A 16,381-nucleotide genomic window follows, 5' to 3' on the forward strand; every position below is an offset into this window, starting at 1 on the left:
GGTGATTCGCCGCCAAACAAAAAATCCGGCCGAATCATCGGCCGGATTCATGTGAAACATTTTGATTCGTCGCCCGGTCTTTGCAGCTCAGTCGCTGAACGTATCGAAGAAATCCTTCATACGGGCAAAGAAGCCCGTCGATTCGGGATTGTTGTCCTTCGAAGAGATCTGCTCGAACTCCTGCAGAAGTTCGCGCTGGCGCTTGGTGAGCTTCTGCGGCGTCTCGATCTGGATCTGGATATAGAGATCGCCGATCTGGCTGGAGCGCAGCACCGGCATGCCCTTGGCCTTCAGGCGGAACTGCTTTCCGACCTGCGTTCCCTCGGGAACGGTGACGCGTGACTTGGTGCCGTCGAGAGTTGCCACATCGAAGGTGCCGCCGAGCGCCGCCGTCGTCATCGAAATCGGCACGGCGCAATAGAGATCGGCGCCATCCCGCTGGAAGAACTCATGCGGCTTGACGGACAGGAAGATGTAGAGATCGCCCGCGGGCCCGCCACGCAGACCTGCTTCGCCTTCGCCCTGCAGGCGGATGCGCGTGCCGTCTTCGATGCCGGCCGGAATGTTGACGGAGAGCGAACGCTCCTCGGTCACGCGGCCCTGGCCGTGACATTTCGTGCAGGGATCGGGAATGATCTGGCCGCGGCCATGACAGGTCGGGCAGGTGCGCTCGACCGAGAAGAAACCCTGAGCGGCGCGCACCCGGCCGGAGCCCTGGCAGGTGCCGCAGGTCTTCGGCTGCGTGCCGGGCTTGGCGCCCGAGCCGGAACAGACGTCGCAGGTGATCGAGGTCGGCACGCGAATCTGCGCTGTCTTGCCGATGAAGGCTTCCTCGAGTGAGATTTCCATATTGTAGCGAAGATCGGCGCCGCGCTCGCGACCGCCGGAAGAGCGACCGCGCGCGCGTCCGCCACCCATCATCTCGCCGAAGATATCCTCGAAGATATCCGAGAAGCCGCCGCCGCCGAAACCGGCTCCGAAGCCGCCACCGCCGCCCATGCCACCATGCTCAAAAGCAGCGTGGCCATAGCGGTCATAGGCTGCGCGCTTCTGCGGATCCTTGAGCGTTTCGTATGCTTCGTTGATTTCCTTGAACTTCCGCTCGGCGCTGCTGTCGTCCGGGTTCTTGTCCGGATGAAATTGCATTGCCAGCTTGCGAAAGGCGCTCTTCAGCTCTTTCTCGTCCGCCGTTTTTGAGACGCCCAATGTCTCGTAAAAATCCGCTTTTGCCATTAAGGATAAGACCCCGGAAATGGATTTCCGGCTGCCCGAAGGCAGCCGGATCTAAGTCTCTCAGAGAACCTTTCGGTTCACGCTTATGCAGACCGCTTGCGGTCGTCATCGTCCTTGATTTCCTCGTAGTCGGCATCGACGACGTCGTCCTTGCCGGCTGCCGAAGCATCGGCCGAGGGGCCTTCAGCCTGCTGGGATTCATAGATCGCCTGGCCGAGCTTCATGGAAACTTCCATGAGGGTCTGGGTCTTGGCCTTGATGTCTTCTGCATCCGGCTCGGAGGCTTCCGTTGCCGTCTTCAGCGCAGCGATCGCGTCGGAGATCGCCGTGCGATCGGCTTCGCTGACCTTGTCGCCGTAATCCTTCAGCGACTTCTCGCTGGAATGGATCAGGCTTTCAGCCTGGTTCTTGGCTTCGACGCCTTCGCGACGCTTCTTGTCTTCAGCGGCGTGGGCTTCTGCATCCTTAACCATCTTTTCGATGTCGGCGTCGGAAAGGCCGCCGGAAGCCTGGATGCGGATCTGCTGTTCCTTGCCGGTGCCCTTGTCCTTGGCCGAAACCTGGACGATGCCGTTGGCGTCGATATCGAAGGTGACTTCGATCTGCGGTACGCCACGCGGTGCCGGCGGCAGGCCGACGAGGTCGAACTGGCCGAGCAGCTTGTTGTCGGCGGCCATTTCGCGCTCGCCCTGCGATACGCGGATGGTCACGGCCGACTGGTTGTCATCGGCGGTCGAGAAGGTCTGCGACTTCTTCGTCGGGATCGTCGTGTTGCGCTCGATCAGACGGGTGAAGACGCCACCCAGCGTTTCGATGCCGAGCGACAGCGGGGTCACGTCGAGCAGCAGAACGTCCTTGACGTCGCCCTGCAGAACGCCGGCCTGGATGGCGGCGCCGAGTGCGACGACTTCATCCGGGTTGACGCCCTTGTGCGGCTCCTTGCCGAACAGCTGCTTGACGACTTCCTGTACCTTCGGCATGCGGCTCATGCCGCCCACCAGAACGACTTCGTCGATTTCGGCAGCGGTAACGCCGGCATCCTTGAGGGCTGCCTTGCACGGAGCGATGGTGCGCTGAACGAGATCGTCGACCAGGCTTTCCAGCTTGGCGCGGGTCAGCTTCAGCGTCAGGTGCTTCGGGCCGGTGGCGTCTGCCGTGATGAAGGGCAGGTTGATTTCGGTCTGCTGAGCGGAAGACAGCTCGATCTTGGCCTTTTCGGCAGCTTCCTTGAGGCGCTGCAGAGCAAGCTTGTCGCCCTTGAGGTCGATGCCGTTGTCCTTCTTGAACTCGGCAACGAGATATTCGACGAGACGCATGTCGAAGTCTTCACCGCCGAGGAAGGTGTCGCCGTTGGTCGACTTCACTTCGAAGACGCCGTCGCCGATTTCCAGGATGGAGATATCGAAGGTGCCGCCGCCAAGGTCGTAAACGGCGATGGTCTTGCCGTCCTTCTTGTCGAGGCCGTAGGCGAGTGCGGCAGCCGTCGGCTCGTTGATGATTCGCAGAACTTCAAGGCCGGCGATGCGGCCGGCATCCTTGGTTGCCTGGCGCTGCGCGTCGTTGAAGTATGCGGGAACGGTGATGACGGCCTTTTCGACCTTTTCGCCGAGATAGGATTCAGCGGTTTCCTTCATCTTCTGAAGGATCATTGCGGAAATCTGTGCGGGCGAATAGCCCTTGCCTTGGGCTTCGACCCAAGCGTCGCCATTGTCACCCTTGACGATCGTGAAGGGAACGAGGTGCTTGTCCTTCTCGACGGTCGGATCTTCGTAGCGGCGGCCGATCAGGCGCTTGACAGCGAAGAGGGTATTCGTGGGGTTCGTGACAGCCTGGCGCTTGGCCGGCTGGCCGACGAGACGTTCGCCATCGTCGGAGAAGGCAACCATCGACGGGGTGGTGCGGGCGCCTTCGGCATTTTCGATCACTTTCGCGTCTTTACCGTCCATGACGGCGACGCAGGAATTTGTAGTTCCAAGGTCGATACCAATTACTTTTGCCATGTCATTCTCTCCTTGAAGCAAGCTGTCGGAACCCCTGTCAGGCATTCCATTGACAGCCCCTTACGGGATGGTCTTGAGGATTGCGCAGCCATGACTGCGGTGATGCCGCGTATATAAGTAGCGGTTTTACTGACTGCAAGGCAGGAAATAGCCTGAAATCCAGCAAAACAAATGGTTTGTCGTCCAAATTCCGCTCGGCCCTATGTGCGCCGCGGGCCGGTGGATTTGACGCGACCGCGTATCAGAGCAGCCTTGCGGCAGCCATGCAAGCGGCAAGGTGCAAAATTGCGATTTTACCGGCCGAGGATGACATCGAGCAGCGAGGAACGATGCGGCCGCGCGGTTGCGGCGGGAACGCCGCTGTCGCCGATATCCGCCGGCGGAATATCGCCACTGTCATAGGGGTTCGAGCTGTAGGGATTGGGGTCGTCGGCAAGGTTGGCCGGCGGCAGATCCTGCGGGTCGTCGTTGGCGGCGGTCTGGTTGACGATCTGCGGCTGGACCGGCTGCTGCGCCGGCCTTTGCTGCAGCGTCGGCTGCTGGATCGGTTGTCCCGTATCGCCCGCACCGGAAATGATGTTGCCGATCGTCGTCGGCTGGTCGCCGGCCGGGGCCGTCTGCGCCACGGGCAGGCCGTTGTCGATGATCTGACCCCCGCCGAAGATCGGCGTCGGCGTGATGCCCTTGTGGGCGGCGATCATGAATTCCTTCCATGCCCTCGCCGGAAGGCCGCCACCGGTCACCTTGCGCATCGACTTGCCGTCGTCATTGCCGAACCAGACGCCCGTGGTCAGGTGGCTGGTAAAGCCGACGAACAGCGCGTCGCGGAAGGACTGCGTGGTCCCGGACTTGCCGGCGGCCTGCCAGCCGGGAATGCGCGCCGATTTGCCCGTTCCGTAGGCGATGACGCCGGCCATCATCGCATCCATGTTGGCAACGATATCAGGATTGAGCACCCGTTGCGGATTGTCAGTATTGACCTGGTAGAGCACCTTGCCGGAGGCGGTCGTCACCTTGGTGATGACGTGCGGCGCCACCTTGAAGCCGCCGTTCATGAATGTGGCATAGGCGGAAGTGAGCTCCAGCAGCGACACCTCGGACGTGCCGAGCGCGATCGAGGCATTGGCCTGCAGGTCGGATTCGATGCCGAGGCTGCGCGCGACCTTGATGACCTGGTCGGGGCCGACTTCGGCGACGAGCTGTGCGGCAACGGTATTCAGCGATTTCGCAATGGCAGTGGCAAGCGTCACGGGGCCGCTATAGCGCTGTTCGTAGTTCTCCGGTGACCAGTTGCCGATCTTCACCGGCATGTCGTTGCGGATCGAGTTGGGCGTCAGACCCATCTCGAGCGCGGCGGTATAGACGAAAGGCTTGAAAGCCGAGCCCGGCTGGCGCTTGGCGGTCACGGCACGGTTGAACTGGCTCTGCGCGTAGTCGCGGCCGCCGACCAGCGCGCGCACGGCGCCCGTCGCATCGACGGAAACCAGCGAGGCCTGCGAGGCGTTCAGCTTCTTGCCGTCCTTTTCGAGCACGTCGCTCAGCGCCTTCTCGGCCTTCTCCTCCAGCGACATGTCGAGCGTGGTGTCGACGATCAGGTCTTCCTTGATGTCGCCGCCGATAAGCTTCGGCAGCTGATCCATGACCATGTCGGCGACATAGTTCTCGGCGCCGCTCCAGTAGCTTTTCGATCGGGTCGGCGGTTGCGACATTGCCGTCTTGATGTCGGCCTCGGAGATGAAGCCTTGTTCGTGCATGGCCTGCAGCACCAGCTGCGCGCGGGCTTCGGCGGCGGCGGGATCGCGGGCGGGCGACAGCCGTGACGGCGCCTTGACCAGACCGGCCAGCATGGCCGCTTCGCCGAGATTGACGTCCTTGGCCGATTTATTGAAGTAGCGCCGCGAGGCCGCCTCGACGCCATAGGCGTTGGAGCCGAAATAGACGCGGTTCAGGTACATCGTCAGGATCTGGTCCTTGGTGTACTTGTGCTCCAGCCAGAGGGCCAGCAGCACTTCCTGCACCTTGCGTTCCAGCGTGCGGTCCGGCGACAGGAACAGGTTCTTGGCGAGCTGCTGCGTCAGCGTCGAACCGCCCTGGACGGCGTGCCCGGTCACCACGTTCGTCACGACGGCGCGGGCAAGGCCGATTGGATCGAAGCCGAAATGCGAATAGAAGCGACGGTCCTCGATGGCGATGATGGCTTCGGGGATGTAGGGCGACATGTCGCTGAGCGCCACAGCCTCGCCGCCGGTCGTGCCGCGGTTGGCAAGCAGGGCGCCGTCGAGGTCGTTGATCTTTACGTTCGGCGGCCGTTCGGGGATGGACCAGGTGCTGGCGCTCGGCATGCGCGAACCGTAATAGGCGACGAGGCCCGCAAGGCCGATGCCGACCCAGAGGCAAAGCACGAGACCCCAATAGATCGTGGCGCGGATAAAGCCGAAAAAGCCGCGTCGCGGACGCGCCCGTCGTGCAGGCTTGCGTTTGCTGGGCGCGCGGCGAGGCTTTTGGACCACGGGTTCTTCCTCGTCGTCTTCGTCCTCTTCCTTTTCGGATTCCGGCTCTTCGTAATAGGTCTTGGACGAGCGCCTGTTGCCGACGATGCGCTCGCCTGCATTGAATCCCTCATCGGTGCGTTCCCGGCCGCTGGAAAAGGATGGTTCTATCCTCTGGCGTGATTTCTTCTTATCTGCCATTGCCGGCCGGTCGTACCTCGGTGCCCAGTGTTCCCATGTCTTCTATCAGGCTGATCGCAGCGGCGGTAGAAATCTTTGAGGCCGCCCGGCCGCTCTCAGCCGGCGCGTCACCCAGAAAGCCGATCCCGGCTGTCGAGGCGGGCAACCCGCCATTCGTCCACGAACCCCTCGTGAAGACATCAAGTCCCGCCTGAACTGTAAATGCGGCGATTTAAGGAGGGATTAAGAACAATTCCGGCCCGGATCCCGGCGCGCTGACCCGCCTGCTGCCCAACGCATCGGGAACCTTTCGGCGCCCTGGGCATTATCCTCTCACAAAAGAAAAAGAGGGCGAGCAAATGAGTTCACTGATCAAGATAGAGGAAATCAGCGAGAGCAAGCTGCGCGAAGTCTGGAGCGTCGAGGATTTTGCCCGGCGCCACCGGATCTGCAAGGAGGAGGAAGCCCGGCTGAAAAAGCTGTTTGGCGACTTTGCGACCAAGCAGGAGTTGCTCTCGAACGCGCAAAGGCCGCCGCAGTTTCGTTGAAAGGAATTGGCAGGCCCGGCGCGATGTTCATTGCGGACCGCCGCGACCGAAAGGTTTGCAGCGGAGGAGGCTATGTCAATGTGGAAGCGTTTCGAACTTTGGCTGGTCGACCAGATCGACCGCATATTCGGGCTGGAATGGCTGGCTCGCCGCGCCGGGTTTTCACCGGACGAGGCAAAGCGGATTGCGCGCGAGAAATAGATATCAGGCATCGATCCGGAGCGCCCGGATAGTCCCGAACTTTCATCGATATGTCAGTCTTCGCAAAATCCGAGGAAACCTGGCGTTTGCGTTGGCGGAAAACGACACCATCCGCCGGATGCGTCGATACTTCGCGTACGACACGCAATCTTCCGTATTTTCGAATGCTCTGATCGAGGTTATACTACTGTCATGTGACCGTCTTGGAGGGCGGTTCCCAGCAATTGGCAACGCGTGAGGAGGAGTGTTCATGCGACAAGTCAAATGGAGCAATCCAATCGAGATCGGTTTTGCTCAGGATACGTTTCAGGTCGTGACAGGCCCGTACGAGGCCCTCAACTGCATGGCCAATCTATGGCCCGACCGGCGCGGTCCGCTCTACGTGGCGGCGCGAAGCCTTTGCCGGGCGGCGATCGACGGTCGCAAGTCGGCCGAAGAGGCACGGGAAATGTTCATTTCGGCGACGCGGGAAGCGCACCTGAAAATGCACTGACGCGCAACGGCATGGACGGGCCGTTTGACCGCTTGAAGCTTGCGAGCCGACGAAAGCGCCGCGAGAGACGAGGTGGTTGAACCCGTATGGGTTTCCGTAATCCCTCGATTTTGACGCCGCTGCCGCACTCCGCAGCAGCTCTGCATCTCTTGAAATCGGATGTATCTCAACAAAAAGGCCAGTGACTTCGAAGGTCGCTGGCCTTTCCTTTTTCAGACTATCGGGCTGCCGTCAGCGGTTCGAACCTCGGACGGACATGCGGCAATTCGGTTCCGACGCCGGGCAACTTTCTCTGTGCTCGGGGCTGTAGGGTCCGGGAGCGCCGGCATTCGGCCGCGGATTGCCTTGCGGCTGCGGTCGCGGTTGAGCCTGCGGCTGCTGACGCTGCGGTTCGGGACGCGGACGGCTGTCGGGACGATTGTTGTTGTCGCGCGGGCGGTCCGGCCGGTTGCCCCAATCCTGGTTGTTGTCCGGCCGCTGGCGGCCCCAGTCGCGATTGCCGTCGCCTTGTCCATCCCGATTGCGATCGGGGCGGCGGTCCCAGTTGCGGTCCGGACCATTGTTCCAGTCCGATCCGCGGTTCCAATCGCGGTTGCGGTCGGGGCGGCGGTCCCAATTGCGATCCGGCCCGTTATCCCATCCCGGAGCATTCCGATCCCAGCCGCTGTCAGGGCGGCGGTCGACCCAGCCGGGGCCACGACGCCAGCGGTCGCGGTCACGATAGAAGTCACGGCCGCGATAGTAGCGACCCCAGTAGTCATCGAAGTTGAAGACCACCGTCGGGATGCCGAGCGGCCGGTAATATTGCGGGCCGACATAAATGCGGCGCGACTGGTAGGTTGCCTGTATGTACTGGCCGGCGACCCATCCGCGGCCACCATAGAAGGAGACGTCGCACCAGGGCGTCTCGTTGAGGCAGCCGTTGATCTGCAGCGGCACGCCGACGGGGATCATGGTCACCGCCGGATAGGCGGTGCTCGGACCCGATCGCATGTTGACGTTTGCGGTGGCGAAGCCCTCCGCTGCTTCGGCGACGGCCGGCAGCGCGATGAATGCCGCCAGCAAGCTTGCGGCAAGAACCTTGAACCTCATATACACTCTCCCTTTGCACACCGCCGCCGCGAGATCGCTGCCCGGTGCCTGTTTCGCGATAGTGCGCCTACCCCGGCGCTATTCGGTAAGACTTCCCAAATTCGGCAAGATAAAGGCCTGCGCATGCACGGAATCTGATAGGATTCCACGGCGCCTCTTCAATCTTTGCATGTGTTTTAAGAGTATCGGCATGAATGCAGCTTGAACGGCCACTGGTGGGACGCACAAAATCGGCTGATTTTTTTGACAGGCTTTCCCTGTATTTAGGCGCGATACTGCCGCTCCGGCGGCAACTACTCGAAGTCCGATCGGGGAAATTGGAGAGATGGCCTTGAAATAGCCACCTTGCGCTCCGATATCCGGTCCAGTCATGCAGCCGATGGGTGGCTGGCGCGCTGGAAAGCGAGCCGTTTTCATCCGTCGTGAGAGTGAAAGTGGCGTTAACCCTTGGTTAACCTTTCATGATCAATCTGGTTGCAGTTCCGCATTGCCTTTGACCACGGATGTACTGGCACTGATGCGATAGCGGATGACGAAAGGCCGGATCATTCCGGCCTTTTTGTTTTTGTGGAAATGGCGTGCTTCATGCGAAAGCGGAGCGCGCCATTTCCATTTTCAGCATCCTTCATTCCCGCACCAAAAAGAAAAACCGCCGCAGTTGCCTGCGGCGGTTTTGAGAATGTGCCCGGCAGTGCCGGACGATCTTGTCAGTTCACCTTCTTGGCCGAGACCTTGACGACCTTGGCCTTTTCAGGAGCCGCGGCGACAGTCGTCTTGCCAGCCGGCACATAGCCGGCACCGATGGCGACGTTCAGTGCAATATAGTCGTTCGCACTCTGCTGAACGGCCTGCGCCAGGCTCTGCTGGGCAGCGGTCACGTTACGCTGCGCGTCGAGCACGTCGAGCAGGGAAGACGCACCGTCCTTGTAGCTTGCGGTCGAGAGCTGGAGGGCTTCCTCATAGGACTTGACCTGGGCGTGGAGAGCCGAGACCGTCTGTGCATCGCGGGTAACGGCCGAAAGAGCGTCTTCGACCTGTTGGATCGCCGTCCTTACCGTCTGCTGCCAGATGATATACTGTTCGCGGCTCGAGGACTCTGCAGTCTTGACACCGGCGCGCAACGCACCGCCATCGAAGATCGGCAGGTTCAGCGACGGACCGAACGACCAGCTGGTCAGGCCACCGCTTACGGACGAGCTATGAATATAGGTCGGTGAAATCGCGCCGCTGAGCGTGATCGACGGGAAGAGCTTCGCTTCCGCCACGCCAATCTGGGCCGTAGCAGCGGCCAGGTTGCGCTCTGCGGCACGGATGTCCGGACGATTGCGAATGAGATCGGCGGGAATACCCGTGCGAACGTTGCCGCGGAACACCGGCTGTCTGCCGCCGCCCTGCATCTGAGTGATGATCGTGGACGAAGGCACGTTCAGCAGCGTTGCAATGTGGTGGACGGCCTGGCGGTAGCTGATTTCGAAACCGGGAATGGTCGAAAGCGTCGAGTTGACGAGACCTTCGGCCTGAACCACGTCGAGGCGGGATGCCGCACCGGCTTCGAGCTGGAACTTGGTCAGCGAAAGCGTGTCACGCCGGGACTTGAGGTTTTCCTGGGCGATCGCCACAAGTGCCTGGTAGTAGCGGGCGTTGACGTAGCTGGTGGCCAGATCCGACAGATAGGTCAGGCGCGCAGTGTCGACGTTGGAATAAGCAGCATCGAGCGAAGCGTTGGCGCTTTCCTTGGCCCGGCGGTACTGACCCCAAAGGTCGAGCAGCCACGAAGCCGAGGCGCTGCCGCCGGACTCATTTCGCGTTTCAGTCTGGGTACGCAGCGAGCCCTTCTGGCCGCTGGTCGTATTGTCGCCTGTCACGGTCAGGCTTGGGAGGCCGCCGGCACCGGCCGTAACGACCGCGGCTTCAGCCTGATTAATAATTTCCAGCGACTGCTGGATGTTGAGGTTCTGGGCAAGTCCTTGTGCGGCGAAGGCGTTCAGCTTGGAGTCACTGAAGGCGGTCCACCATTGCGACCCGGCGATATCGCCGTTCATCTTCGTACCGCCCTCCGAGAATTTGGCCGGGAGAGGCATTTCCGGTGGTTTATGGTCTGGGCCGCTAACGCAGCCTGCCAAAACAAGCAGCAGGGCGGGGGCGGCAGTACGAATGGAAACCATCACATTGTCCCACAATTCAATTTACATGATCAGTGTTTTTTCGGGATCGACGTGATCCCATGTGTCGGCGCTTCCAGCCTTACGCAATACAAACAATGAACCCGAAGCGGTCGGCGTCAATCTAGCAATGAGTTTTGCAATAGCACAGTGGCTTTTACGAATTCTCGGCTGCGAACATATGTGGGATCGGGCGAAATATCAGGGTTCTGGTAAAAAAAATCTAAAGTGTTGCAAAAAACATACCCTTTTCCACACCACTCAGGGATGCATGGCATCCGCGAATCGGTGATCGATGCAACCCTCGGAAACTGCCCGGCAAATCAGCGCGGTTCAAACGACCGCTTGGACTGTCTCTCAGGTAAAGTAGCGCGCCAGACTTGCGCGAACCCGGTCGCGCGGCGTTGCGCCGCGATCGTCGGGCACGAAAGACGTACCCGTTATCGCCTCGAAGGCGCGGATATAGACCTTGGACGTCTGCTCGACGAGATCGGCCGGGATCTCCGGAATATCGTCCTTGTAGGGATCGCAGCGTTCCGTAACCCAGGCGCGCACGAAATCCTTGTCGAAGCTTTCCGGGCGCGCGCCCTTGTCGAATCTGTCCTGATAGCTGTCGGCCAGCCAGTAGCGGCTGCTGTCGGGCGTATGGATCTCGTCGGCGAGGATGATGGTGCCGTTCTCGTCGGTGCCGAATTCGTATTTGGTGTCGACGAGGATCAGTCCACGCTTGCGGGCGATTTCCTGTCCGCGCGCGAACAGGGCAAGGGCGTAGTTCGAAAGCGTCTGCCATTGCGCCGCGGTCAGGAGCCCGTGCTCGACGATCTGCGTCGGCGTCAGCGGCTCGTCGTGGCCGCCGTCGAATTCCTTGCTCGTCGGCGTGATGATCGGCTCCGGCAGGATCTGGTTGTCGCGCATGCCGTCCGGCAGCGTGATGCCGTACATCTCGCGCTCGCCCTTCTTGTAGAGCGTCAGGATCGAGGTGCCTGTCGTGCCGGCAAGATAGCCGCGGACGACGACTTCGACGGGCAGGATGTTCAGCCGCTTGCCGACGACGACGTTCGGGTCCGGATAGTCGATGACATGATTCGGGCAGATATCGCGCGTCTGTTCGAACCAGTAGCGCGCCGTCTGCGTCAACACCTGGCCCTTGTAGGGAATGCAGGTGAGAATGCGGTCGAAGGCGCTCAGCCGGTCGGTGCTGATGATGATGCGGCTGCCATCGGGCAGGTCGTAATTCTCGCGCACCTTGCCGCGATAGTAGTTGGGCAGTTCCGGGAAATGGGCTTCGGAGAGAATTCGCAACGCGTCCACCAGCAGGCTCGTGCATCCGCCCGACGGATGCTTCTTCAGCGGACCCTTAGCGCATTGCGGCCGGAATCGGAACGGCTTTCACATACAATAATATGTAAACCGGTTCTCCTGGCAGGCTCACAGTAGCGGAAAAGCGGTCAGCCGGGGCGGTGCCAACAGCCGTTTTCGCTCTGCTCCAGGATCGGCGTCGAAAAGACGCCGACGATCCGCCCGCTCCATGCCTTGCCATCCATGTCGACACGGTCCCGCCAGCGATCGGATTGCAGCATGGCCGCGCCGATCACGACAGGCTCGATGCCGCAGGATGCCAACAGGGAAAGTCCGGAGACGATCGAGGCGCCGCTGGAGATCACGTCGTCGATCAGCGCCACCCGCTTTCCCTCCAGCAACGGCAGCATCCGAGGGTCTACATAAAGACGCTTCTCCTGGTTCGGCGTCGTGATGGAAGAAAGCGCGACCGACAGTTCGTCGCGATACCAGAACTTGCGCGATGTTCCGAGCGGTACGTAGCGTGGATGGCCGAGCGCGCGGGCGACGGCGGAAGCCAGCGTCAGGCCGAGCGTCGGCAGGCCGGCGACGACATCGACATCGTGCGCCGCGATGCGTGCCGCAAGCGCCTCGGCCAATGCGTCCTGCACGGCAAAGCTCGCCTGATTGACGATCAGCGATGCGAGCGCATGTTCGCCGTCGGCCAGGACACGGATCGGCAGACGCAACTGACGCCCGTCCGGCAACTCCGCCACATGGAAATCCGGGCGGGCCTCCGTGGGATCGAAGCTGCCGGGCGCATGCAGCTCCTGCCAGAAGTCATGGGGTTGCATCGCATTCCGCCTTCTATCTGTTGATCTTCATTCCCGCGCGCCGGTGCAAGCCGAGGATTTCGGCCTCGCTCAGCGCTCGCACGCCTCCTTTGGCCAGATCGCCGAGCGCGATATCGCCGAAAGCGACGCGCACCAGCCGCAGGCATTCGATGCCGAGTGCCTCCAGCATGCGCCGGATCTGCCGGTTGCGGCCCTCCTTGAGCTCCACCTCGATCCAGCTGTGACGGTCGCCGTTGCGCAACAGGCGGGCCGAGCTTGCGGTCAGAAGCTCGCCATCGTCGACGATACCGCGCTCCATGCGCGCAAGCTGTTCCTGATCCATGATGCGATCGACCTGCACATGATAGGTCTTGCCGACATGGCTCACCGGATCGAGCAGCGCCTGAGCCAGCACGGTATCGTTGGTAAAAAGCAGCAATCCTTCGCTTGCCTTGTCCAGCCGCCCGACGGGGGCGAGGTGACGGGCATCGACTTCCTTCAGGCAATCATAGACCGTCGGCCGCCCCTCGGGATCGTCGCGGGTGGTCACCAGCCCGCGCGGCTTGTTCAGCATGAAATAGAGTTTTTTCTCCGCGGCGACCTCGATGCCGTCGACCGCGAATTTCGAGCGCTCCAGATCGACCCAGGTGGCGGGATCGGAGATCGTCCGCCCGTCGACAGTCACCCGGCCGGCCGCAATCAGCGCCTCCGCCTGCGTGCGGGAGCAATAGCCGAGCTTGGAAAGCGCCCGCGGCAAGGTCACGCGCTTGCCTTCGGGCTCCTGCCGGCTTCTCGCCGTCTTGCCGGATCTTTGCGGTGATTGCCGCTGGCTCACCCGTCTTGCCTCATGATCTTCATTGCAGTGACCGCGCATCGCGCCGGTGAAGGACATTCCTTTCGCACGGGGATGGGCGGGACGCAAATCGCATTGCCGGAGAAAAGGCAAGTTTGAAAGGCAGACAGGGCTCGCATTTCATGGATGCGAGCCCTGTCGCGGACCGGAGCGGGCGATGGGGTCGGGTAGACGGCAACAGGGTTGCCGTCATTCGCTCCGGAGGGATCCCGGTTGCATGGGAAACTGCACTGCTTCTTTTGCTGGGATTTTTCAAAAGAGGGGAAATTTGTTACAGTTTGTAACGCCGGCCGTTTCCCTGTTGCCAAAACGACCTCTCGCCCCGCATGGAAGGGCCATGGTTTCCGCATCGCTTCTTCTGGTCGAGGACGACCGCGAGATTAGGGCACTCCTGGAGGAGTTCCTGAGCCGCGAGGGTTTTTCCGTTCAGGCCACCGAAAGCGCCGCCGCCATGGATCGTGCGCTCGCCAAGGGTTTTCCAGATCTCATCATCCTCGATCTGATGCTGCCGGGCGAAGACGGCCTGTCGGCATGCCGTCGCATCCGTGCGCGCAGCCAGGTGCCGATCCTCATGCTGACGGCGAAATCGGAGGATATCGATCGCATCCTCGGCCTCGAAATGGGCGCCGACGATTATCTCGGCAAGCCGTTCAATCCGCGCGAACTTCTGGCGCGCATCCGCGCCATTCTCCGCCGCTCCAGCCCGGAGCGGTCGGAAGACGCCAATATTCCGTCGAGGCGCAAGCACTTCGCCGGCCTGACCGTCGATCTCGACGGCCGGGTGATCGAGATGGAAGGCGAGCGCCTCGTGCATCTGACGACGGCCGAATTCGACCTGCTCGTCTGCTTCCTCGAAAGGCCGCGTCGCGTCCTGTCGCGCGATCAACTGCTCGACTGGACGCGCGGCCGCGGCGCCGATCCCTTCGATCGCACCATCGATGTTACCGTCTCCCGCCTGCGCACCAAGCTCGGCCATTGCCTGCCCGATGGCGCCCATATCATCACCACCGTGCGCAATGCCGGCTATCTTCTCACCACCGACGTGAAGGATGTCTGAGCCATGCTGAAACTCGGCCTCGTCGCCCGCATCATCATGATCGTCGCCGTGGCGCTGTTCGTCATCCAGCTCGCGGCGTTTCTTGCCGCCCAGCTGAAGCCGGATACGTCGTTCAACCCGGAGCTGTCGCCGGCCATGCAGGTCAAGACGGCCGTCCGTCTTCTCGATGCCGTTCCGCCCGAGGCACAGCCGCTTGCCGTAAGGGCGTTGAGTGCCAATGGCCTGGCGATCCGCCTGGCGGATGCGCCGGCGCCCGGACAGAAGGACGAGACTTCGGACCTGACGCTGACCGACAAGCTGGCCCGCGAATTCGCCAGCATCGCCCTCGGCAACCGCTATTTCAACATGCGCTCGCTGTCGGAACGGCCGCAGGGCTGGTTCTCCGTCGGCGCGCCGGATCGGATCATGGAGGTGTCGGTCGGCGTTGCCGGCGGCAGGATCGCCGTTTTCAATCTGCCCGATACGCCGACGGTGCGATTGCACGGGATTCCGGTCGGCCTCATCGCCGGTATTCTCGGCATGATGGTCGCGGTCATTGCCATTGCCGCCGTGGCGCGGGAAACCCGGCCTCTGACCCGCTTGTCCCGCACCGTCAATTCGATCGGCAACGGTTTGCAGCCGGTCCACATTCCCGAAAGGGGAGCCTGCGAGCTGCGCATGTTGATCAAGGCGATCAACGCCATGCAGCTGCGCATCGCCGCCCTGGTCAGCAACCGCACGCTGATCATCGGGGCGATCTCGCATGATCTCCGGACTTATCTCACCCGTTTCCGCCTGCGCATGGAGATGATGCCCGACACGCCGCATCGCGAGCGGGCGATCGCCGATGTCGAGGCCATGCAGCGGCTGGTGGAGGATGCTCTCGGCTTTGCCAGCAGCACCGTCGTTTCGGATGGCCGGAACATCGCCGATCTCGATACGGCCATTCAAGGTCACCTTGCCGAGCGTCAGGACGGGCAGGGTCTCGTTGTCTTCGCGCCGATCGGGCAGCCGGTCGCCGTGACGATGCCGGAGCTGGCGCTGGCGCGGGTGCTGGACAATCTTATGGACAATGCGCTGCGGTATGGCGGCCAGGCCGATATCGCCGTCGAGCGTCGCGGCGATCAGGGAGCCATCGTCGTCGGCGATCGCGGGCCGGGCATTCCCGCGGACCGGCGCAAGGAAGTGCTCGAACCTTTCGTCCGGCTCGAGGAGTCGCGCAACCGCGATCTCGGCGGCAGCGGCCTGGGCCTGGCGATCGTTCGCCAGATTCTCGATGCGCATGGCGGCGCGCTATGCCTGGAAGATCGCCAAGGAGGCGGCCTGAACGCCGTTGTCCTGCTGCCGCTGGCTATGATGGAAAAGAAAGCAGCCTGAAACAGGCACAATTGTCTGACATTCGCGCGGTTGCGCGATCGGCCGTTGCGCTGGGTTGCCTGCTCAATGGCAGGTCATGAATTTCCTGAGCTCTTCCCTGCTCAGCACGATGCCGGCGGCCGCCTTGGACGGATCCGGATGCGTGTAGGTAAAGCTCGGCAGGTCGGGCAGATCCAATGCTTGGCGCATGCTCATGATGCCGAGTGCGCGGCGGCCATTGGCGCTGTCGAAGCTGACTTCGATGATGCTTTCCGGTCTTGTCGTGTGCATTGTTTCCTCCCTTCCCCAATATATAACAGAAAGATCATGTAAAATCTTGGTTTTTCTGCGGCTTGCGGAGGATGGATTCGCCCGCGAAATCATTCCATCGTCCGGTGGATTGCGGGGTGATGCCGAGCGGGATTTCCTGAGCGCGCTTCAAGGAAAGTGTCCGCACGTCGCCTTGCGGAAAATTTTACCATCCGGACAATATTTTCATCCCCTCATTGGTACATTTTCCCTTCATTCCCCTGTTCCTTACAAATAACCTATTAAAACCAGTTAGTTACAAAAATGTCAGAATTTTTACAGAGGCGGTGTTGACTATATCGGGTTGGGGGGTCTATA

14 protein-coding genes are annotated in these 16,381 nt (G+C 61.4%); 5 read left to right on the top strand and 9 right to left on the bottom strand.

Going from position 1 to position 16,381, the window contains the following annotated elements; all coding sequences use genetic code 11:
• Positions 1–87: 87 nt before the first annotated feature.
• The 3 genes from dnaJ to ACQZ6J_RS32955 form a co-directional block, all read right to left on the bottom strand.
• Positions 88–1,233, bottom strand: a complete 1,146-nt coding sequence (gene dnaJ / locus ACQZ6J_RS32945) for a molecular chaperone DnaJ (protein ID WP_163991823.1) — start codon at positions 1,231–1,233, stop codon at positions 88–90.
• Between the two features lie 83 nt (positions 1,234–1,316).
• Positions 1,317–3,233 (bottom strand): molecular chaperone DnaK, encoded by a 1,917-nt coding sequence (gene dnaK / locus ACQZ6J_RS32950; RefSeq protein ID WP_163991826.1) that lies wholly within the window; start codon positions 3,231–3,233, stop codon positions 1,317–1,319.
• Between the two features lie 293 nt (positions 3,234–3,526).
• On the bottom strand, positions 3,527–5,923 hold the full coding sequence (locus ACQZ6J_RS32955; protein ID WP_449087104.1) for a PBP1A family penicillin-binding protein: 2,397 nt from the start codon (positions 5,921–5,923) through the stop codon (positions 3,527–3,529).
• Between the two features lie 338 nt (positions 5,924–6,261).
• Here ACQZ6J_RS32955 and ACQZ6J_RS32960 point away from each other — a divergent pair, with 338 nt between their 5' ends.
• The 3 genes from ACQZ6J_RS32960 (at position 6,262) to ACQZ6J_RS32970 (ending at position 7,144) form a co-directional block, all read left to right on the top strand.
• On the top strand, positions 6,262–6,450 hold the full coding sequence (locus ACQZ6J_RS32960; RefSeq protein WP_163991830.1) for a hypothetical protein: 189 nt from the start codon (positions 6,262–6,264) through the stop codon (positions 6,448–6,450).
• Positions 6,451–6,528: 78 nt separating this feature from the next.
• Positions 6,529–6,651, top strand: coding sequence for a hypothetical protein (locus tag ACQZ6J_RS32965; protein ID WP_281411083.1), 123 nt, complete (start codon positions 6,529–6,531; stop codon positions 6,649–6,651).
• 250 nt (positions 6,652–6,901) lie between these two features.
• Positions 6,902–7,144 carry a DUF982 domain-containing protein gene (locus tag ACQZ6J_RS32970; RefSeq protein WP_163991831.1) on the top strand — a complete coding sequence of 81 codons (243 nt, stop codon included), beginning with the start codon at positions 6,902–6,904 and terminating at the stop codon, positions 7,142–7,144.
• Positions 7,145–7,375: 231 nt separating this feature from the next.
• On the opposite strand, the gene ACQZ6J_RS32975 is transcribed toward ACQZ6J_RS32970, so the two are convergent.
• From ACQZ6J_RS32975 to ACQZ6J_RS32995, 5 genes are all read right to left on the bottom strand, one after another.
• On the bottom strand, positions 7,376–8,236 hold the full coding sequence (locus ACQZ6J_RS32975; RefSeq protein WP_449087105.1) for an SH3 domain-containing protein: 861 nt from the start codon (positions 8,234–8,236) through the stop codon (positions 7,376–7,378).
• Between the two features lie 707 nt (positions 8,237–8,943).
• Positions 8,944–10,401 carry an efflux transporter outer membrane subunit gene (locus tag ACQZ6J_RS32980; RefSeq protein ID WP_163991834.1) on the bottom strand — a complete coding sequence of 486 codons (1,458 nt, stop codon included), beginning with the start codon at positions 10,399–10,401 and terminating at the stop codon, positions 8,944–8,946.
• 354 nt (positions 10,402–10,755) lie between these two features.
• On the bottom strand, positions 10,756–11,700 hold the full coding sequence (locus ACQZ6J_RS32985; RefSeq protein ID WP_449087109.1) for a phosphoribosylaminoimidazolesuccinocarboxamide synthase: 945 nt from the start codon (positions 11,698–11,700) through the stop codon (positions 10,756–10,758).
• 146 nt (positions 11,701–11,846) lie between these two features.
• Positions 11,847–12,530, bottom strand: coding sequence for a phosphoribosyltransferase (locus ACQZ6J_RS32990; protein WP_449087106.1), 684 nt, complete (start codon positions 12,528–12,530; stop codon positions 11,847–11,849).
• A 13-nt stretch (positions 12,531–12,543) separates the two neighbouring features.
• Complete coding sequence (locus tag ACQZ6J_RS32995; RefSeq protein ID WP_449087110.1) at positions 12,544–13,344, bottom strand: pseudouridine synthase; 801 nt, start codon at positions 13,342–13,344, stop codon at positions 12,544–12,546.
• A 355-nt stretch (positions 13,345–13,699) separates the two neighbouring features.
• Here ACQZ6J_RS32995 and ACQZ6J_RS33000 point away from each other — a divergent pair, with 355 nt between their 5' ends.
• Entirely contained in the window at positions 13,700–14,419 is a 720-nt protein-coding gene (locus ACQZ6J_RS33000; protein ID WP_449087107.1) for a response regulator, read from the top strand.
• A gap of 3 nt (positions 14,420–14,422) precedes the next feature.
• Positions 14,423–15,775, top strand: coding sequence for an ATP-binding protein (locus tag ACQZ6J_RS33005; protein ID WP_449087108.1), 1,353 nt, complete (start codon positions 14,423–14,425; stop codon positions 15,773–15,775).
• Between the two features lie 63 nt (positions 15,776–15,838).
• Here ACQZ6J_RS33005 and ACQZ6J_RS33010 read toward each other — a convergent pair whose 3' ends face one another.
• On the bottom strand, positions 15,839–16,045 hold the full coding sequence (locus ACQZ6J_RS33010) for a hypothetical protein (protein ID WP_163991842.1): 207 nt from the start codon (positions 16,043–16,045) through the stop codon (positions 15,839–15,841).
• Positions 16,046–16,381: the final 336 nt, after the last annotated feature.

The sequence above is a fragment of the Rhizobium sp. A37_96 genome (genome assembly GCF_053521765.1).